This is a genomic window from Cytobacillus sp. Hm23, from assembly GCF_051842895.1.
In the GTDB taxonomy this organism is placed as follows: domain Bacteria; phylum Bacillota; class Bacilli; order Bacillales; family SM2101; genus Nanhaiella.
The window spans coordinates 44,838-65,696 of sequence record NZ_JBPXRQ010000026.1; the positions used below are offsets into that span (position 1 = coordinate 44,838).

The window sequence follows — 20,859 nt, forward strand, 5'->3', positions numbered from 1 at the left end:
CAATACCTAAGCTACTAACTATCAATTTTCCTAAAAAAACCATCAAAATCAATGAACTGAACACGCTCTATACCAAAAAGCTTATATTTTATTTTCAACTTCTTAATTTCAGTCGTCTTGTAAGATTGATCAAATTCCTCCATTCTTAGTACATATGTCAATACAAACCTTTCTTTATCAGGTTGATAGTCTTGAATATCTCGATATACGGTATCTATTTTCCTTTCCTCATTTTCAGCTAAGCTTCCATAAGATCCACTTACATAAATATAAGGTATAGCTGATAATCTATCACTCTCATTTAATGCTGTACCATCACTTTTTATTATTGTAATTTCTTTTATAATTGGACTACCTACACCATTCCATTTCATGCCATATGACAAATGGAATGCGTCATTATCTCTTAATGATTCTAGTGGAATCCACGTGTGGCTCCATGTTGAAAACCCGCTTTCTTTAAAATCCTTGTATAAATTGATAGTTAGAATCACTCCAACAGTTATTAAAATAATGATCGGCCCCGATAGAATAATTAACCATTCTTTTTTCACCTCACCACTCCATTCCAGTTAATACGTTCAAGTTAAAAATACACTTTTCTTAACATCATTAAAATATATCCCACTTATAGAGATCAGTTCAAAAGATCCATAGGAAATATTTTCATTTTTTTCTTTTTATGGATATTAATGAAGTTTGATCTTATTTTATCATTAAATTCCATTTTATTTTGAATAAAAGTTATATTTATCGCCTTTTTACCCAATAGTAATAAAGATGGAAAACTATACATAGGAGGAATTAAGGATGGGTCGTGGTAAGCATTTTAATCATAAACGGAAAGGTTATAAAAACACCAAACATAAATTCGGACAAAATGTAGCAGCAAAACATAAAGAAGAAGCAGAATTTGCAATCGAAACAGTAGCTACGAGGAAAGATCGTCCAGTTTCAATTCACGTGGAAAAAGAATAAGTTTTGTTAGAAATAGTCTGTTAATGAAAGTTCATAGTAAAAACAAATGAGAAGTAAGCGCTATTCGCCTACTTCTCACTATATAGAAGATTTAGCCGTATATATTAGAGCCTGTTTGCGTAAATTCCTCTGCCTTTTGCTTCATTCCTTCTTCTATCACTACAGACTCATTTTTACCTTGGTCTTTTGCCATATCTCGAATATCTTGAGATATTCTCATTGAACAAAACTTAGGCCCACACATTGAGCAAAAATGGGCTGTTTTAGCACCTTCGGCAGGCAATGTTTCATCGTGATATTCACGTGCTCGCTCTGGGTCTAACGAAAGGTTAAATTGATCGTGCCACCTAAACTCAAAGCGTGCCTTAGAAAGTGCATCATCTCGATTTTGAGCACCAGGATGTCCTTTCGCAAGATCTGCTGCATGGGCAGCAATTTTGTAAGCAATAACTCCTTCGCGAACATCTTCTTTGTTCGGTAAGCCTAGGTGTTCTTTAGGTGTTACATAGCATAGCATCGCCGTTCCAAACCAGCCTATCATTGCAGCACCTATTGCAGAAGTAATATGATCATAGCCAGGTGCAATGTCTGTCGTTAATGGTCCTAGTGTGTAAAATGGCGCATCGTGACAAACTTCTTGTTGTTTATCCACATTTTCTTTTATAAGGTGCATCGGAACATGACCAGGTCCTTCAATCATCACTTGAACATCATGCTTCCAAGCAATTTTCGTTAATTCACCCAATGTTTCCAATTCAGCAAACTGCGCTTCATCATTCGCATCAGCAATGGAACCTGGACGGAGACCATCTCCTAAAGAAACTGATATATCATATGTTTTTAAGATTTCACAAATATCTTCAAAATGAGTATATAGAAAGTTTTCTTCATGATGTGCTAAACACCACTGCGCTAAAATGGAACCACCTCTAGAAACAATTCCTGTAGTACGCTTTGCAGTCATTGGTATATATCTCAAAAGTACCCCTGCATGAATCGTAAAGTAATCTACACCTTGTTCAGCCTGCTCAATTAATGTGTCACGATATACTTCCCACGTTAAGTCTTCCGCAATGCCATTTACTTTTTCAAGCGCTTGATAAATAGGAACTGTACCGACTGGAACTGGTGCATTTCTAATTATCCATTCTCTCGTTGTATGTATATTTTTCCCTGTAGACAAGTCCATCATCGTATCTGCACCCCAACGAATAGCCCATGTCATTTTTTCTACTTCCTCATCGATGGATGACGAGACGGCCGAATTGCCAATATTCGCATTAATTTTCACGTGGAAGTTTTTACCTATAATCATCGGTTCACTTTCTGGATGATTAATATTTGCTGGAATGATCGCACGTCCACTAGCTACTTCATCTCGTACAAACTCTGGGCTCATATTTTCACGTATAGCAATAAATTCCATTTCAGGGGTTATTATACCCTTTCTTGCATAATGCAATTGTGTAACGCATCCGCCACTTTTTGCTCGTAGAGGCTGCTTGTTAATATGTGGAAATTGTTCAAGATTTGAACGAGGATCTGATTCTAAATATCCATTATCCTCTGGCTGTATTTCACGGCCTTCATACTGTTCTACATCATTTCGTTTATTAATCCAGTCATCTCGTAGCTTTGGAAGACCTTTTCGTATGTCGACAGCATATGCAACGTCTGTATACGGTCCACTCGTATCGTATACTCTCACAGGTTCATTTTCTTCCTCGCCAAAAGTGCCACTAGTAGGGTGAAGCTCAATTTCTCTCATCGGAACTTTTACGCCAGCTTGGTGCCCTTGTACATAAACCTTCTTGCTACAAGGAAATGTCATATTTTGTGCAATACTTTCTTTTGTCATTGAAAATTCCTCCTCAATAATATGAATGAATCAACTGTCAGATAGTCGGTCTGAATGAAGTATACATCTTCCAACTATCTTATGAAATTGCTAACCCATACCAACTAAAAAAGGGTTCTCAAAATTGAGAACCCTTTTGTTGAAAGTAATTTATGACATAGCTAAAGTAATAATAAGCTGGTCGAATTCTACTTCCCTACGCTGGTATGAGCCAGATCAGGTTCTAAGAGTCAAAGAACTTTACCGCGCTCTTCTCTCAGTCCAAGCTATTGGACCCCCCTAGTAGTGAACATATGTTGTTATCGTTAATACTATAACACAATTAATATTGTTGTGAATAGAGAAAAAAGAAATTATACAATTTATTATTATTTTTCTTTAAGTTCACTTATCATCGCATTCAATAAATAATCAACTGATTGATGAAGGTTTAACAAACGCTTCCCCTTACCTTCATTATAAAAAGCTTGAACAGACAATGTTTGTAAATTTTCAATAGTCGATTCAATTTGCAATGGATAAATATATTTAGGGTTTTGTTCATTAATCCATTGCAAAGCACTGATTTTCCACATATCAAGAATTTTATTAACTTCATTAGCAAACGGATATACCTCACGATAAAAATCAACTTCAACATGAGTAAGCTCTTTTCTTTGCTCCAGTATATCTATGCATTTATTATTAAATGTCTTTAACATATTTGTTAATTTTATTAATTTTTCGTAATTTTCCATATTATTTTCTCCAATTAATCTACTTAAGTTTCCAGTATTATTATATCAATTCAATGGATTGATTGAAAGGATAGCGAGGGTATCTTTTGCTGAATTTCTTTGTGGGATTAGAGTGCAATGTCGATGATGTTATGGTCATATATATTTTCTATTTTATGAAGGTTATTTGATATAGTTTTAATATTCCTTTGTTGTTGCTCAACATATATACCTATGTGTTCTTCAACATGATTAACTAGCTTTTGATCTATTAATTCAAGATAGTCAAGCAATTCATCAAACACCGAATTCTGCAATTCTTTATTGGTCAATTCCATTTATTTTCTTCCTCCTCGTCAGTATATTTAACTTACTTACAATCATTGAACTAAACATATCTTCCTTTGACTTATACGTTATAGTTTCGTGATGTTAAGCTCTACACCTCCACGATTGACAAAACTAGAAGTAATTCAACAAAGAAAGTCGACAATTTTATATTTGCAACAATTCGACAACGCAGTTCGCATGAAAATAGCAGGATTGTTTACACTAATTGTTAGGAGGTGTTTTAGTTGGCCAAAAATAAAAACAAACAGCAGCAAAATACGCGAGAAAATAAACAGAAAGCAACGGGATATGGTAACCCAAAACTAGAAGGCCCTAATAAACCTGCTACTTAACTTGAAACTAAGAGATGAGGGCTAGCCTTCCCTCATCTTAATATATTACGTGTGAATCACCTCAAATACATGTCCTCATAGTACACTCTCCAATAGTTTACCTCACTCAAAAATTATATTTGTAACATTTTTATACGTTCATTCGTCTAATTGTTTGAGGCTAAATAACGTGTAACAAGAAGTTTATCACTTGCCATAACTTAAAAAAACACCTATACTTTTTTTTTAACATCATTATGATGACACTTTGTTAAAATCGTTACAATGTAGTTTTATTATTTGTTATGATAGTTGGTGAAGTTAGGTGAGGAGGATGAATCAGTGATTCGCTATCCGAATGGTAAATTATATAAAGAAAATCAAAATAAAGATACTAATACCGCTAAAAAAGCTTCATACAGTAATCGTGGTATGACTTTGGAAGAGGATATTAATGACTCTAATAATTATTATTTACTACACAATATAGCGGTTATTCACAAAAAGCCAACGCCAGTTCAAATCGTACAAGTTGACTATCCGAAAAGAAGTGCTGCTGTTATTAAAGAAGCGTATTTTAAGCAAGCTTCAACTACTGACTATAATGGTATTTACAAAGGTAGGTATATAGATTTTGAAGCTAAAGAAACTAGAAACAAAACATCATTCCCTTTGCAAAACTTTCACGACCATCAAATTAAACATATGCGTGATGTAATAAATCATAATGGATTGTGTTTTGTCATTTTACGATTTACTAAAAATGAGCAGATCTTTCTGCTAGAAGCTACCCACCTGTTAAGTTTTTGGGACCGTATGAAAAAAGGAGATAGAAAATCAATAACAAAACAAGAGATAGTGGATTTAGGTCATGATGTCCCGCTAGGCTATAAGCCCCGTATTGACTATCTTAACATATTAGATAATATTTATTTCTCATAACTATGCTACGAATTATTAAGTTGAAAGGTAGGAATACCACATGGCAAGTCAATCACAGTCAAGAACAGCACGTAAACAAGCTGAACGTAACCATAAAAGTAAACAAAAACCTAAAAAAAGTATCTTTCAATTTATTAAGAAACTTATTTTAGTATTTTTTACGTTAGGTATTATTGGTGCTATTGTTGGAGCAATCGCCTTTTATGTAATCATTAAAGATGTACCTCCATTAGATGAACAAGCATTTCAAGCCTCATTCTCTTCAAAGGTATTTGATAAAGATGGCAATGAATTTGCTGAGCTTGGGATAGAGAAACGCACGTATGTAAAATATAACGAAATTCCAACAGTACTTCAAGATGCATTTCTAGCCGTTGAAGACGCTCGTTTTCTTGAACATCATGGAATTGACCCCATTCGAATAGGTGGAGCTGTTCTTGCTAATATTACAGAAGGCTTCGGTGCTGAAGGGGCCAGTACAATTACACAACAAGTTGTCAAAAACTATGTGTTAACATCTGAAAAAAAAATTAGTCGAAAAGTTCAAGAGGCATGGTTAGCATATAAGCTTGAACAAATTAAATCAAAAGAAGAGATATTAGAACTGTATTTAAATAAAATCTTTTTAGGTGGAAGTACGTACGGAGTAGGCAAAGCAGCTGAAGTATATTTCGGCCTTGATAAAGATAATTTAAATGAAATGCAACTACATCAGGCTGCTTTACTAGCAGGAATGACTCAAAGTCCAAATAATTACAATCCTATTAAAAATCCTGAAGCAGCAGAAGAAAGAAGAAATGTTGTACTATCTTTAATGGCTCAACATGGCTTTATTTCAGCTGAACAGGCTGAACAAGCCAAAGCAATACCTGTTGAAGAATCACTGAATGTAACAACAATAGAATCCGAACCTTATGACTCCTTTTTAGATTATGTTATAGAGGAAATTAATGAATCTGGAGATTACGATCTATATTCAGGTGGCCTAGAAATCTATACGACGTTAGATACAGAAGCACAAAAATACACTAATGAGCTGTTACAATCGAATAATGTTGTCAACTTCCCAAACGAGAACCTTCAAGCAGGAATTACATTACTTGATACGAAAACAGGTCAAATACGAGCCATCGGTGGTGGGCGTAACCAAGACGCTGCAAGAGGTTGGAATTATGCTATAGATACAAAAGCACAACCTGGATCTTCCATAAAACCTGTTCTTGATTATGGTCCTGCAATTGAACATTTAAAATGGTCGACATATGAACAAATTAATGACGAACAAATGACATATGCTGATTCTAATAAACAAATATATAATTGGTATGATGGATATAGAGGCTGGATGTCTATGAGATACGCTATAGAACAGTCAGTTAATGTTCCAGCAGTTAAAGCATTGAGAGAAGTCGGTCTCGATAAAGCAAGAGACTTTGCGGTTGGGTTAGGAATCCCACTAGAAAAACAAATTTACGAACCATATGCTATAGGTGGATTTAGTACTGGTGTATCTACATTAGACATGGCAGGTGCATTCAGTGCCTTTGGTAATGAAGGGTTTTATAATCAACCTCATGCTGTTACTAAAATTGTTTTTCCTGATGGAAGGGAAATAGATTTAACGCCAGAAACTGAAGAAGCAATGTCAGATTACACTGCTTTTATGATAACTGATATGTTAAAATCGGTTGTCACCAATGGGACAGGTCGGGATGCCTTTGTTAGCAATGCAGTCCCAGTTGCCGGTAAAACAGGGTCTACTAACTACCCTATAGAAGAAATACAAAAATACGGTTTACCAGAAAATGCAACGAAAGACGTATGGTTTGCAGGCTATACAACAGAATATACAGCAGCGATATGGACAGGATTTAATCGAATTAGTGAAGATGCATATTTTAAAAGCGTAGATGAAGAAAAAATTGCGCGTAAACTATTTAAAAATCTATTCACCCACATATCAGGTGGTGAATCTGCTGATTTCACTGTACCTAACAGTGTTGTTCAACAAAAGGTTGAAAAAGGGTCAAATCCCGCAAAATTACCTAGTGAATTCACACCACAAAATGAAATTGTCTACGAATACTTTGTGAAAGGCACAGAACCAACTAAGGTCTCAGAAAAATACGATAAGATAGACCCACCTAATGGTTTTGAAGCTTTATATGATGAAAGAGCTAATGCATTACAATTATTGTGGGACTACACGTTAGATGGACCTGAGGAAAAGTTAAGTGACATATCATTTGAAATTAAACAATCAATTGATGAAGGCCCGTATGAAGTAATAGGTACTACAAAAGAGTTTAGTTACCTAGTTCCTGATCCGATTGAAGGGGCTATCTACTCTTATCAGATCTCAGCAGTTAGTGACAGCAATCCAGAAAATAGAAGTGACCCATTAAGTGCCTCTGTTGAGATTCCGATATTTGAGGAAGAAATAGAAAATCCGTTTGATGACTTATTTGATGAAGAGCCGGGAACTGATGATGAAGGAGAAATTGGAGACCCATTGATTGATGAAGGTGACCATGATGAACGTCCACCTGAACCACCTCCAAGTGAAGAGGATAATAATGAAGAATAAATAAAAAAACAACAGGCTATGAGAGGTAGCCTGTTGTTTTTTTGTGGGGAAGCTTGTCCAAATGGAGGTTGAACAAAAGTCATTTTTTTATAAAATTTGACCTGTAGAAAGAAGGTTTTTAACTAAAGTTGTTTTCGCATAGATCATAGTTTTTCGTTATTCACGTATACACCTATCACTCGTGACATCATTTCTTATGTAAGTTGATGATAACTATGTATAATCCTGTAACAATAGCAACAAAGTTTACGAAAAGAGAAGAGCCTTTCTTACTAGCTAATTTCTACTATAAGTATGAACGTTATTTTTGTAATGCAATAATCTTATAATATATTTTAGTACTTTCTTGAAATAACTCACAAAGCTGTATAAAAGAATGAAATTGATGTGGTTTTTTCATTATAAAATCAATTCTTTCACTTACATTGATCGGTTTGTATTTAAATTGTTGAATTGGTTCTTGGATATTAATAAGATTCGTTACAGGCCTGCTGTTCATCCAAAAAAGCATAGATAAGAACAAACCTAATGATTGAACAATCGCTTGTTTGATATTCGTTTTTTTCCTCTGCTGAAAGTGTTGAGTTAACTCTGGTTCAATCCCCTTCCATTTAGTTATTACTAAAGGAATATATTGCTCTATCGACAGCCATGGCTTAATAGTATCTACATCGTTATGTGCGGCAATGTCGTAACCAAAATAATTTATATCAAAGTTCAATTCAAATGAATTATGTAGGTTAATATTTAGTTTTGTAATAGAATCAGGGAAAAAGAGTGTATTTTTCATATGGTAAGGAATATTAAGTTCCAACCTTATTTCTCCCCTTTGGTAATTTTATTGTTCTTTTTCATTCTTTTTTTACCCTCTCTGCACAAATCTAGGAGTGGACATACTTCACACTGAGGCGATTGTGCTTTACAATGATATCTACCGAAAAATATCATACGGTGATGGGTCACAGACCATTCATCCTTTGGTACTTTTCGCATCAATGTTTTTTCTACTTCTAAAACACTATCCTTCCAACGACATATCCCTAAACGTTTACTAACACGTTCAACATGTGTATCAACTGCAATCGCCGGTATGTCAAACGCAACTGAGACGACTACATTTGCTGTTTTTCGACCTACACCTGGTAACTTCGTTAGCTCGTCACGGTCATTAGGAACAATACCTCCATATTGTTCTATTAACAACTGAGATAGATTACGGATATTTTTCGCTTTATTTCGAAATAAACCAATAGAACGAATATCCTGTTGTAGCTCTTCTAATGAGACTGCCAAATAATCTTCAGGCTTCTTATATTTTGCAAACAACTTTTTAGTTACTTTATTTACAAGTGCATCTGTGCATTGCGCTGATAGAGCAACAGCAACCACAAGCTCAAATGGATTTGAGTGGTTTAGTTCACAATGTGCATCAGGAAACATTTCCCCCATTTTATCTAAACAAAACCTAATTTGTGTATTATTTAACATAGCATATTTCACACCCAATTTTAATTATTGACTGCTCCGCAATAATTGTTCTTTTCCCTACGAACTATAAGTACTTAAAAAACCTATCATTAGTGACGTCTATTCATCTTTCAAAAAAATCAATATTACACAGTCTCCGTTTGATTGTTAGTTTATTTTACAACACTGTAAAGTAGTACTCTTTGTAATGCGGATCAGTTTTGTTAATCAATGTACTGAAGCAGGTAGGACATAAAAAAATCAGGCTGCAAATAGCTCACCTGATTGTTCGCTACTTTATCACAAAAAATCACTGCTGTTCAAGCCAATTATAAAAAGGAATGGTCCGCTTATATTCCCCTTCCTGTGTACTTGAACGTTTTTGTTGATGCTTACGAATATTTTTACCGTAACTTTGAGCTTGTTCAACAGTTTTTATCCCATTCTTTTTCCACTCAAATAATATGCGATCAATATATCTAAAATTTAATTTTCCTGATAGTACTGCTTCACGCAATGCTGTCTTTATAATGATTGGATTATATTGATCCTGATCAAGCCACATAGATAATGTTTCACCTTCGAATGGGGATAAAGGTCGACCAAACTCTTCTTCAAACATCACATATAAATTTATATCTTCTTGGCTAGGTTCTTCGATCGCAGTCTCTGATACAAAACTCATTAAAACTTTTTCCCACAGTGGCTGCAATGAATACTGCTCATTAATTTTCCCATGTTCATCACTGCCTTCTTCAATACGAATATACGCTCTTTTTAATAACAATCGTAATATATCCGTGCACTCTTCTGTTGAAAGTGTCATTCTATTAGCTAATTCATTTGGAGTAGGAAATTTGTTTCCTTGTTCTATAAAAGAATATACATGTAAAATTAACATAAGTTCCTGTTCATTAAGACCAATCTGTACGTAGTTTTGTAACAGCAATTTTGGGATAGAGATACTGCCTTGGTCAAGCCAGTCAAGCATTTTATCTTTACTTATCATTTATGACACCTCGTCCTTAGTATAACATGAACAAGAAAACGTGATGACCGTATACAAACCATTTCACAGCTCATCATATATATACAAAAAGGATGTCTCAAAAGTAAACGATCTGACATACAATTTCTTGCAATAAGGAGATTCTTCCTTAAATATTAGATGAAATGTAAGTTAGATCCTTTAGAGTCACCCTCTAAGGAAATTTGTCAGACATAATATGCTAAATCGCAAATGACAGACAAACATAATCATTATAGTTTATATTTTAACTTAATTATTTATGAATACCATTTATTACAGTGAAACCAATCCTTCACTCTAAACTTTCTGGTGAAGACCATAGCCCATTTAAAGCTCCCACCTATTGAGATAGGAGCCGGAGAACATTAAAAGTTAACTAAAATTAAGGATATAGACGGTTTAATAAACGTGGGAATGGTATCGTTTCACGTACATGCTCAACACCACTAAGCCATGCTACTGTTCTTTCTAATCCTAAACCAAATCCAGAATGAGGAACCGAACCGTATTGACGTAAATCTAAATACCATTGATAAGCTTCTGGAGATAAATCATGTTCCTTCATACGTTGAGCTAATAATTCAGCATCATGTATGCGTTCAGAGCCACCAATTATCTCACCGTATCCTTCTGGAGCAACTAAATCCGCACATAACACAACATCGTCACGATTAGGATCTGGCTGCATATAAAATGGTTTTAATGCTGTCGGATAGTGTGTTATAAATACTGGTTTATCAAAACTTTCGGCAATTGCAGTTTCATGAGGAGAACCAAAATCATCTCCCCATTCAACATCGTCAAAGCCTTTGTCGTGTAAAAACTTAATTGCATCATCATACGTAATACGTGGGAAAGGTGCTGTAATTTTACTAAGTGTTTCAGTTTCTCTCCCTAAAATTTTCAATTCAAGTGCACAGTTTTTCAACACTGCTTGAACGATATAGGCTACATATTGTTCCTGTACTTGTAAATTATCTTCGAACTCGTAGAATGCCATTTCGGGTTCAATCATCCAAAATTCGATTAGATGACGACGAGTCTTAGATTTTTCTGCACGGAAAGTAGGGCCAAAAGAAAATACTTTTCCTAAAGCCATCGCAGCAGCCTCCATATATAATTGACCACTTTGGGATAGATAAGCATCCTCTTCAAAATATTTAGTATGGAATAATTCCGTTGTTCCCTCAGGAGCACTTCCAGTTAAAATTGGTGGATCTACTTTGACAAAGCCATTGTTATTGAAAAATTCATACGTTGCACGAATGATTTCATTACGTATTTTCATAACAGCATGCTGTCGTTTCGAGCGTATCCACAAATGACGATTGTCCATTAAAAATTCTGTACCATGCTTTTTAGGTGTTATCGGGTAGTCAACCGATTCACGTATCACTTTAATATTAGTTACTGTTAATTCATATCCAAAAGGTGACCGTTCATCTTCTTGAACTGTACCTGTTACAAACAATGAAGTTTCTTGTGTGATTGATTTAGCAAGCTTAAATACTTCTTCTTCAACCTCAGCCTTAACTACAACCCCTTGAATGAATCCTGTGCCATCTCTTAACTGTAGAAAAGCGATTTTTCCACTTGAACGTTTGTTAGCTAACCAAGCTCCAATGGTTACTTCTTGTCCAACATACTTACTTACTTCAGTAATTGTCGTTTTCACTATAAAATTCCCTCCAAAATACAATACATCCGTTTGCAGAGGTAAACTAGTTGCTTGCCTCTTTTTATATGTATCCAAATTACATTATACATTTCGACAAAAATTGTTGCAAGGCAGAAAAGCGTGATTCCCACTGCTATTAGCTACTAGCACAGAAGAGCCTATAGCAACTTTACGTTGAGGTAGGACAATAAGACATTGCCTAAACGGCCCTTATACAACCAGGATAAAAGTGGATGATTCGCCAACAAAAAGGGCCTGACTCATTATTATTTGCACAATACATTGCTAAAGTACAAACTAACACGTTTTTTGAGTCAAACCCTTTTTTTATTTCACCGTTTTCAAATGATTTGTTGCTTTTCGTGCAACCAAAAAACAGCTATACATTTTTTAGAAAATTAAAAAATATCCTTATTCTGCAGTTGTGATTTTACTTTGAAAAATAAAATAAATATATTAATTCCTCATATCTTAAGTATAAATGTTTAACAAGCGCTTATATTTTCAGGTCCATATTAGAAATCATTATGCATGACATTGCACTTTCATAAAATGACTAATTCTTTCAATTGCTTTTTCTAATTGGTCAAGTGATGTTGCGTATGAAAGTCGTAAATTGTCAGGAGCTCCAAATCCTGACCCTGGAATGATTGCAACTTTTTCTTCTTCCAAAAGAGCTTTAGCTAATTCATCTACGTCTTTTAAACCTACTAATTTAGCTGCTTCCTTGGCATTAGGGAAAAGGTAAAATGCCCCTTTAGGTTTAATACAAGTGAAGCCCGGAACTTGAATCAATTTTTCATAAATAATATTCAAACGTTCTTCAAACGCTACACGCATATCTTCAACAGGCTGTTGAGAACCATTATATGCCGCAAGAGTGGCATATTGTGAAATTGACGTTGGGTTAGATGTACTGTGACTTGCAAGATTCGTCATTGCTTTAATAATTTCTTTATTACCTGCAGCATATCCAATTCTCCATCCAGTCATTGAATGTGATTTTGATACACCATTGATAATAATCGTCTGCTCTTTTAACTGTGGAGATATCTGAGCAATCGAAACGTGTTTACTATTGCCGTATACGAGCTTTTCATAAATTTCATCAGAAATAATTAAGATGTTATGTTGTAAACATATTTCACCTAGCTCTGCTAATTCTTCCTTACTATATAACATCCCAGTAGGGTTACTTGGAGAATTAATAATAATCGCTTTAGTACGTTCTGTAATTGCACCCTTAAGTTGTTCACCAGTAATTTTAAATTCATTCTCTTCTTCACCCTTGACAAACACAGGATGTCCATCTGCTAATTTTACTTGCTCAGGATAGCTCACCCAATATGGAGAAGGTATAATTACTTCGTCACCCTCATTAAGAAGGACTTGAAATAGTGTATAAAGTGCGTGTTTGGCACCAGTACATACAATTATTTCAGACGGATCATAATGAATCCCCTGATCTTTACTAAATTTATCACATATTTCTTTCTTTAAAGTTGGGAGGCCACCAGATGGTGTGTATTTAGTTTTACCTTCATTCATTGCTGTAATAGAAGCATCAATAATATGCTGTGGAGTATTGAAATCTGGTTCACCAGCTCCTAACCCTATTACGTCATGCCCTTGTTCCTTAAGTTCTTTTGCAGTAGCAGTAATAGCCAATGTTGTTGAAGGTGTTAATGAAGATACTCGATGTGCCAATTTCATGTCAGATCCTCCTTGATTGTTTAGGATATTATATACCTTTTGCGTTTAGTGCCTGTTTCAAAATAAGAGTAATGATAAACGTATCGGTTTTGATGATCAATATAAACCGTTTCCCAAATTGGTATATTTCCATCCATCCCTAACGTTACTGATATGATTTTTTTTGGATTTTGTTCTTTGTTAACCATGTCAATGATTTGTTGTTCTGTTGTGCCATCTGCTTGGTTTTTAATAACAATAGGTTTTTTAACATCCTCTGGGATAAAAACTGCTATCGCTTGCCCTGACTGATCTTCACCAAGCACAACAGAATATGCTTCTGTTCCATGATATGTATATACTTTTTGAATTGTTTGCATTTGTGCTTCCTTATTAGCTATGTTTATTGCTGTACCTTCAGCGATTTCAATCGGCTTCATTGCACTGAAATACAAATATCCAATTATTATGAAGAAAATAATAATGCTAATAACAGATAATGGGATAATCCTTTTTTTCATCATTATATAGTCCTTTTTATTACGTACGGTAAATGGTAAAAACTGCTGTTTCTTCATCATTTTCGTCTAAAGCTAGTCCAAACATTAAATCTTGTCCTTTTAAAGTACGATTTAAATTATCGACAATTTTGTATAAATCAGAAGAATGTGCAATCTTTAAAGTAGATAATACTTCAATTTTACTTTCCATGCAATAGAGTCCTCCTATTTTGTGAACAAATTTTGTTACTTATATTGTTAAGAACTAAGGTAAAAATAAAAGTACTCACAAAGTAAGTGAGAGTAATCAATTTCAATTATAACAGGTGTATTCAAAAAATTGATAACAAATATGATAAGAGGGTTCCACAGCTCTTTTTATAAGGCTCTTTTCGGAAACTTTGTTGAAATGAGCTTAATTTCGACCAGCAACAAATAATTATTTACAATTGACCTGCTAACACTCGGTTTATACGTACTTATTTCATAGTACGAAAAGTGCAATAACAGCCTTTTATAAAAAATACACCCTATCCCACACCGTTGACCTGTACACATATGTTGTTACAGGTTTTTTATTTCCAATTTTTACGTAACTTTGTTGATTGATGTGTATGTAGGATTTTTGTAGCCTGTAGAGAAGAATTATTTAGAAAAGCAACAATTAATGTTCATACAGACTGTCGGAAACATTGTTGCTATTGTTACCAAATTAATATCGAAAAAGTGGTTTTATATGTTGGTCTTCGGTGAAGAATGTCAAGAACGATAGGAAAAAATCAATACGAAACACCGTGTATTTAACAGAGTTTTATTCCTGCTTATTCACTTCAATTGGTATAATTTCATATTGATCATCACTATATTTAATGGAAATATTCCCGACTTGCTTCGTTAAATAAATATCGATCCAAGAATCATATAACCTTTCCAGCACTTCCTGATTTGGCTTGTTATTTTTGTTCTGAAAAATGATGGCAACTTTCGGGTCAATTTTTTCTAAAAAAAGTGAAGTTGTACCACCTTCAGCTCCAAAGTCACCAACCTTTAAAATATCGACTGCTGTTTCCATTTGTGCTAACAATTTTTCCTCAATTAATTTTCCCGCATTTGTCATATATAAAATGTGGTGACTTTTAAGAAATATTGATAAGTCGAGAGCGCCATCAGTCTGTCCTATATTTTCATTTTCAACCTTAATTTCGACATTATTGAAGACTTGATAAGAATCTTGATTTTTCCACTTTTCTATTTTTATATCATCTAAAAAGGGATAGGGGTGTTCGTTATTAGAAGCTAACACAACTTTCCCTACTGGGATATTTTGTATAATCCAATCGATATTCGTATCGTATTGAATATCATCTTTTGTAATAATGACCGTGTCAAGCTTTTTAATATCATACAATTGAAACATCATTTCCATTTCACTTTGGGTTCTTGGACCACCACAATTAATCAAAATCGTATTTCCTTTAGCATCTTGAATGAGTGTGGCTTCTCCAGATGACAGGTCAAAAAAAGTGATTGCAATATCTTCCTGTGTTAGCTTTAAATTCACTTTTGCTATATCAACCGGCTGCTGTGGTTGCAACAAATTCCCTATAAAGGACAACCCGAACCAAATTGTCAAAATCTTAGAAAAGTGTAACACTACTATCCCTCCACAACTACAGCTATCCTAATGCCACTCTTCAATTATATAAAGTAACCGATCAATTGAACCTTCAATAACTGGGATTGTTGGTACAGCTGCTAAAAATTGTTTACCATAGGATGTTGTTGTAAGACGGCGATCAAACACAAATATAATCCCTTTATCGCTTTTATGTCTTATTAATCTCCCAACGCCCTGTTTGAAGCGGAAAATAGCATCTGGCAATGCTAATTCAGTAAATGGATTACCACCATTAATTCGTATTTTTTCATTTTTTGCTGCTGAAATGGGATCATCAGGTGATGAAAAAGGTAGTCTTATGATACCAACACTAGCTAACTGCTCTCCTACTAAATCAACCCCTTCCCAAAAACTTGATGTTCCAAGTAAAATTGATTTGGATATTTCTTGAAACGTTTTGGAAAGCTTTGAACGGCTAGAACTGCTAGAACCTTGTGCTAAAATGACAAAGTCATCTAATTCAGCTTTCACCTTTAGTTGGCTATACATTTCTCTAACCATGTCATAAGAAGTAAATAACAGTAACATTCTACCTTGTAATTTGTTCGCAATTGCTACAATATGATTTGCAATGTTAGCTATATAATCTTCTATAGAAGTCTCTTTTATAAGCGGGACATCATTTGGTATGCATAGTAGAGCTTGCTTCTCATATGCAAATGGCGATGGTACAAATTCAGTTAACGGATAAAAGTCTTCAAGGCCAAGTTGGTTAATTATATGCTTAAAGGACTCATGGCCATTTAAAGTAGCTGATGTTAAAATTACGCTGTGCTTTTTAGAAAAAAACTCATCAGCTAATAGATCTGAAACATCAATTGGCTGTGTATATAGCCTTACCGCGTTTTGAGCTCCTTTTGTATCTGTCTCCATCCATGAAACTGACTCTTGATTATCAACCAATAGTATTGATTCTAATACTTTTTGAGTATGATTAAATTTTTCTATAAAAGAAAAGAATAAATCTATTTCACGTTTATCATGGACGGATAATTTATGTTCAATGGATTTAATTGCTATCAATTGAGTTTGCATTGTACTCACAAGCTCAAACATTTGCATCCTTACTCTCCTGACCAATTCAAGTGACGCTTTCCACTCTCTTCCATATTCTTCACTAACATTAAATCTATATTGGGTACGATACGCTTGACCATCGTTGTTATTTTTAAGTATGATTGCTCGTAGCATTCTAAATAAATCATCAACTTCAGCCTTTAGGTTTTTAATTAGATGATCGATAATCTGAAATGAATCTACGTTTAAATGTTTTTCGCTAAATACGAGAAAAGCATTCGAAAGTAGACTAGGTTGGTCAAGTGAGCCAAGCTTTGCAAATAAAAAGACGAAGTAATTATAATTAATATAATCTCCAAAACATTCACTAGCAATCCGCTCTAATTGATGTGCCTCATCGATAATTGCCACATCATAGTCTGGTAATAAAGAACTTTGTTCAGCTTGTAAATCCGTCAACAATAGCGAGTGATTTGTAATTATAACATCTGCCTGGTGAGCTTCATTTCGTGCTTTATGATAAAATTCATAAGACTTCCAAGGATTGTCATTATTCAACAATATATTCTTGCTTTCATTTATTTCGTCCCAAAATAACAAACCACCAGAGGTAAGATTCAGTTCATCTACATCACCTGTTGTCGTTTCTAACAACCAAATAAGTATTTGACATTTTGTCAAAATCACATCATAATTACTATCCAAATATGCTAAACTGCGTTCAAATTTCCACAAGTTCATATAATGTCGTTTACCTTTTAATACAACTACTTTCAGTGGTACATCTAACATGTCCCTTAATATCTTTATTTCATTATTAACAAGCTGCTCTTGAAGTTGGACGGTATACGTACTTATAATAATTGGCTTATTTTTAGTTATGGCAAAAAGAGCTGCAGGTAATAAATATGCAAGTGTTTTACCAGAACCAGTTCCAGCTTCAATGATGGCATGTTGATTTGTTTGTAATGCTTTATCAACAACATCCATCATATGTAGTTGACCTTCACGAAGTTCGAAATTTACAATATGCTTTTTTAATAATGATGGAAGATCATTTTTTAATTGTCCAAATGCTTGTTGTTGTTGGTTGTCACTCCGATTCAAATTACTATGCGTTCTTATCGCAAGCCCCCGAACGATAGTTAAACCCGTATGTACTTCTTCGCCTAGTAAATGATTACTTTCTATCACATGAGCAATCATTCCAATAACATCACTTTTCAAATAAACAGCATGCTTTTTTAACGCTTCTAATGTCACTAATGGTAGGGAGTTTAATTTATGAATTAGTCCCAAAAATAGCATAGCTGTCACTTCAGCGTCGCTGTCAGCACGATGAGGCTGCAGATGTTCAACTACAAAATCAGCTGAAAGATCTGACAATTTGTAACTATCTTTAGTTGGATACAATATCCTAGCTAACTCAACAGTATCTAAGGACGGTATAGTTAGTTCACTAAACCCATGTGACTTCATTTCTTCTTGCAAAAACGTTAAATCAAACGGAACGTTGTGAGCAACAAAATAAGAATTCTCAAGCATCTTAATAATTATAGGTGCTATCTCGGCGAACGTTGGAGCATCTTTTACCATTAAATTAGTAATACCAGTAAGTTCACTTATAAAAGTAGGAATTTCACGATTTGGATTTACAAAACTGGAAAAGCGGTCAATGATTTGTCCAGCTTCAATGACCACAGCCGCAATTTGAATAATTTTGTCATTACTTTTAACTGCATTTCCAGTTGTTTCTAGATCTATGACTACAAAACGGGAGTACATCTATAACACCTCAATATTGTTCAAGGATGGTCACCTCTTTGAACAAAAACTTACTTATACATGAAAACCCTCATCAATAGAGGGTTTTATACTTACATAACCGTTCTCGCTGGCTCTTTGCCTATAAGTTCTGTTATGTGATTATTTTCATCCATAATTGCAATTTTTGGTTGATGTTCTGATAAATCAGCCTCACTGATCAATTTATACGAAATAATAATAACGATATCATCTTGCTGGACAAGCCTAGCCGCAGCGCCATTTAAACATATAACTCCACTACCTCTTTCACCTGGAATAATATATGTTTCTATTCTAGCCCCATTATTATTATTAACAATTTGAACTTTTTCATTTGCAATCATACCAACTGCGTCAAGAATGTCTTGATCAATTGTTATACTTCCAACATAATTTAAGTTTGCCTCTGTTACTCGGGCGCGATGTATTTTTGCATTCATCATTGTACGGTACATTGTTATTCCTCCTTACAAACTTCCATAGTAATATTATCAATCAACCTTACCTCTGTAAACTTAACTGCGATTGCTATAATGATGTTTCCACTAATTTTAGATAAGGCAGTTAATTTAGGATAGGAATACAATTCTACATAATCAATATTTCCATCAGTATGTGTGTCAATATAATCAGTAATTAAGGCAATAATTGTATTTGGATCTTTTTCACCTAGCTTAATTCGTTCTTTAGCTAGTTGTAAGCTTTTATATAAATATGGTGCTTGTTGTCTCTCTATATTAGTTAGCCTGACATTTCGAGAACTTTTTGCTAAACCGTTTGCTTCTCGAACTGTCTCAATGGGAACTATGTTAATTGGAAAATTAAAATCTTTAATTAAACCATCAACAACAGCAACCTGTTGAGCATCTTTCATACCGAAGTATACATTATCAGGGCTCACAATATTAAATAATTTTGTTAAGACAGTTGCCACTCCATCAAAATGTCCAGGTCTCGATTTTCCACAAAGAACATTGACACGATCGTTCACAACGACAGTAGTTGACATTGCTGAGTTATACATTTCATTAACATCAGGATAAAACAATATGTCAACTTGGGCATCACTTGCCATTTTTTCATCTCTATCTATGTCACGAGGATATGAATCAAAATCTTCATTTGGACCAAATTGCAAAGGGTTTACAAAAATACTAGCCACAACAATATCATTTTGGGGACGAGCATGTTTCATTAAAGAGATATGTCCTTCGTGTAGAAATCCCATCGTTGGCACAAATCCTATACTCATGCCTTTTTGCCGATACTCTTTAATCATTCTTTGCATATCTAATATTTTTCTAATGACGATCATGCTTTAGCTCCCCCGTAAAGTGCTTCCAGTTCTTCCTCTTTCATATGAAAAGAATGCCCTTTTTCTGGGAATTTACGATCTTTCACTTCTGCAACAAAACCTTCTAAAGCTGTTTTTATGTCATTATTAACCGTAGTATATTGCTTTACAAACTTTGGTACTCTTTCAACTCCATAACCGATCACATCATGATAAACAAGTACCTGTCCATCTGTCGTTCTTCCTGCACCAATACCTATTGTCGGTATGTTTATTACCTTCGTTACTTGCTCTGCCAATTGAGTAGGAATACATTCAAGCACTAATGCGATTGCCCCAGCTTCTTCACAGCTTTTAGCATCTTCAAGTAGTTGTTTAGCTGCCTGATGATCCTTCCCTTGCACTTTATATCCGCCTAAAATACCTACAGATTGAGGAGTCAATCCCAAATGAGCTACTACAGGAATATTACTTGATGTTAAAATTTTTATCATCTCAAGTACATCACCTGCTCCCTCAACCTTAACAGCATGAGCTCCAGCTTCCTGAATAATTCGTTGGGCATTTCTTAGCGTTTCCTCTTTCGAGATTTGATATGACATGAAAGGCATATCCGTAACGATAAAAGTATCTTGTGCACCACGCTTAACCGCTTTCGTATGATGGACCATATCATCAACTGTCACAGGTATCGTTGATTCATAACCTAAAACAACCATACCTAAAGAATCCCCTACTAAAATCATGTCAACGTTTGCTTCCTCAGCGTGCTTAGCAGATGGATAATCATATGCTGTTAACATAATAATTGGATCATTCTCTTGCTTCATTTGTAAAAAATTTGGTACTTGCTTCACGTTTTTCCCTCCTTTTTTAGAGGGCATGAATAACCGGTTTGTTCGTATTAAAAAATCCCCCAGTCTCAAAAAGCATGAGAAAGAAGGATATTATTCA

Annotated in this window: 19 protein-coding genes and 1 riboswitch; of the genes, 3 read left to right on the top strand and 16 right to left on the bottom strand. The window is 34.5% G+C overall.

The window, feature by feature from the left end; translation table 11 throughout:
* Nucleotides 1–14 precede the first annotated feature (14 nt).
* A complete protein-coding gene (locus tag ACSVDA_RS16100) occupies nucleotides 15–554 on the bottom strand; it encodes a hypothetical protein (protein WP_485884431.1) in 540 nt (179 codons plus the stop codon).
* Between the two features lie 256 nt (nucleotides 555–810).
* On the opposite strand from ACSVDA_RS16100, the gene ACSVDA_RS16105 reads away from it, so the two are divergent.
* Nucleotides 811–978, top strand: coding sequence for a hypothetical protein (locus ACSVDA_RS16105; protein ID WP_485884432.1), 168 nt, complete (start codon nucleotides 811–813; stop codon nucleotides 976–978).
* Between the two features lie 91 nt (nucleotides 979–1,069).
* On the opposite strand, the gene thiC is transcribed toward ACSVDA_RS16105, so the two are convergent.
* From thiC to ACSVDA_RS16120, 3 genes are all read right to left on the bottom strand, one after another.
* Nucleotides 1,070–2,836, bottom strand: a complete 1,767-nt coding sequence (gene thiC, locus ACSVDA_RS16110) for a phosphomethylpyrimidine synthase ThiC (RefSeq protein ID WP_485884433.1) — start codon at nucleotides 2,834–2,836, stop codon at nucleotides 1,070–1,072.
* 176 nt (nucleotides 2,837–3,012) lie between these two features.
* Nucleotides 3,013–3,127, bottom strand: a riboswitch (TPP riboswitch).
* 77 nt (nucleotides 3,128–3,204) lie between these two features.
* Nucleotides 3,205–3,573 carry a DUF1798 family protein gene (locus ACSVDA_RS16115; protein WP_485884434.1) on the bottom strand — a complete coding sequence of 123 codons (369 nt, stop codon included), beginning with the start codon at nucleotides 3,571–3,573 and terminating at the stop codon, nucleotides 3,205–3,207.
* Nucleotides 3,574–3,680: 107 nt separating this feature from the next.
* The gene (locus ACSVDA_RS16120) at nucleotides 3,681–3,890 is read right to left on the bottom strand and encodes a hypothetical protein (protein WP_214481252.1); all 210 of its coding nucleotides are present in this window, start codon (nucleotides 3,888–3,890) and stop codon (nucleotides 3,681–3,683) included.
* 666 nt (nucleotides 3,891–4,556) lie between these two features.
* Between ACSVDA_RS16120 and recU the strand changes: the two genes are divergently transcribed.
* Complete coding sequence (gene recU / locus ACSVDA_RS16125) at nucleotides 4,557–5,156, top strand: Holliday junction resolvase RecU (RefSeq protein WP_485884435.1); 600 nt, start codon at nucleotides 4,557–4,559, stop codon at nucleotides 5,154–5,156.
* A 40-nt stretch (nucleotides 5,157–5,196) separates the two neighbouring features.
* Complete coding sequence (locus ACSVDA_RS16130) at nucleotides 5,197–7,743, top strand: transglycosylase domain-containing protein (RefSeq protein ID WP_485884436.1); 2,547 nt, start codon at nucleotides 5,197–5,199, stop codon at nucleotides 7,741–7,743.
* Nucleotides 7,744–8,044: 301 nt separating this feature from the next.
* Here ACSVDA_RS16130 and ACSVDA_RS16135 read toward each other — a convergent pair whose 3' ends face one another.
* From ACSVDA_RS16135 to panB, 12 genes are all read right to left on the bottom strand, one after another.
* Nucleotides 8,045–8,533, bottom strand: coding sequence for a YpoC family protein (locus ACSVDA_RS16135; protein ID WP_485884437.1), 489 nt, complete (start codon nucleotides 8,531–8,533; stop codon nucleotides 8,045–8,047).
* Nucleotides 8,534–8,559: 26 nt separating this feature from the next.
* The gene (gene nth / locus ACSVDA_RS16140) at nucleotides 8,560–9,231 is read right to left on the bottom strand and encodes an endonuclease III (RefSeq protein ID WP_485884438.1); all 672 of its coding nucleotides are present in this window, start codon (nucleotides 9,229–9,231) and stop codon (nucleotides 8,560–8,562) included.
* Nucleotides 9,232–9,520: 289 nt separating this feature from the next.
* On the bottom strand, nucleotides 9,521–10,216 hold the full coding sequence (locus tag ACSVDA_RS16145) for a DnaD domain-containing protein (RefSeq protein ID WP_485884455.1): 696 nt from the start codon (nucleotides 10,214–10,216) through the stop codon (nucleotides 9,521–9,523).
* A gap of 406 nt (nucleotides 10,217–10,622) precedes the next feature.
* Nucleotides 10,623–11,915 carry an asparagine--tRNA ligase gene (gene asnS / locus ACSVDA_RS16150; protein ID WP_485884439.1) on the bottom strand — a complete coding sequence of 431 codons (1,293 nt, stop codon included), beginning with the start codon at nucleotides 11,913–11,915 and terminating at the stop codon, nucleotides 10,623–10,625.
* Nucleotides 11,916–12,443: 528 nt separating this feature from the next.
* Nucleotides 12,444–13,631 (bottom strand): pyridoxal phosphate-dependent aminotransferase, encoded by a 1,188-nt coding sequence (locus tag ACSVDA_RS16155; protein ID WP_485884440.1) that lies wholly within the window; start codon nucleotides 13,629–13,631, stop codon nucleotides 12,444–12,446.
* Nucleotides 13,632–13,651: 20 nt separating this feature from the next.
* Nucleotides 13,652–14,188: a cell wall elongation regulator TseB-like domain-containing protein gene (locus tag ACSVDA_RS16160; RefSeq protein WP_485884441.1), complete on the bottom strand. Its 537-nt coding sequence runs from the start codon at nucleotides 14,186–14,188 to the stop codon at nucleotides 13,652–13,654.
* Nucleotides 14,151–14,321: a YpmA family protein gene (locus ACSVDA_RS16165; protein WP_214481260.1), complete on the bottom strand. Its 171-nt coding sequence runs from the start codon at nucleotides 14,319–14,321 to the stop codon at nucleotides 14,151–14,153. The genes ACSVDA_RS16160 and ACSVDA_RS16165 overlap by 38 nt, the downstream gene beginning before the upstream one ends.
* Before the next feature lie 600 nt (nucleotides 14,322–14,921).
* Nucleotides 14,922–15,764, bottom strand: a complete 843-nt coding sequence (locus ACSVDA_RS16170; RefSeq protein ID WP_485884442.1) for a ComEC/Rec2 family competence protein — start codon at nucleotides 15,762–15,764, stop codon at nucleotides 14,922–14,924.
* Nucleotides 15,765–15,791: 27 nt separating this feature from the next.
* Nucleotides 15,792–18,590 (bottom strand): ATP-dependent DNA helicase DinG, encoded by a 2,799-nt coding sequence (gene dinG / locus ACSVDA_RS16175; protein ID WP_485884443.1) that lies wholly within the window; start codon nucleotides 18,588–18,590, stop codon nucleotides 15,792–15,794.
* Between the two features lie 92 nt (nucleotides 18,591–18,682).
* On the bottom strand, nucleotides 18,683–19,066 hold the full coding sequence (gene panD / locus ACSVDA_RS16180) for an aspartate 1-decarboxylase (RefSeq protein ID WP_485884444.1): 384 nt from the start codon (nucleotides 19,064–19,066) through the stop codon (nucleotides 18,683–18,685).
* Between the two features lie 2 nt (nucleotides 19,067–19,068).
* A complete protein-coding gene (gene panC, locus ACSVDA_RS16185) occupies nucleotides 19,069–19,926 on the bottom strand; it encodes a pantoate--beta-alanine ligase (RefSeq protein ID WP_485884445.1) in 858 nt (285 codons plus the stop codon).
* Nucleotides 19,923–20,762 (bottom strand): 3-methyl-2-oxobutanoate hydroxymethyltransferase, encoded by an 840-nt coding sequence (gene panB, locus ACSVDA_RS16190; protein WP_485884446.1) that lies wholly within the window; start codon nucleotides 20,760–20,762, stop codon nucleotides 19,923–19,925. The genes panC and panB overlap by 4 nt, the downstream gene beginning before the upstream one ends.
* Nucleotides 20,763–20,859: the final 97 nt, after the last annotated feature.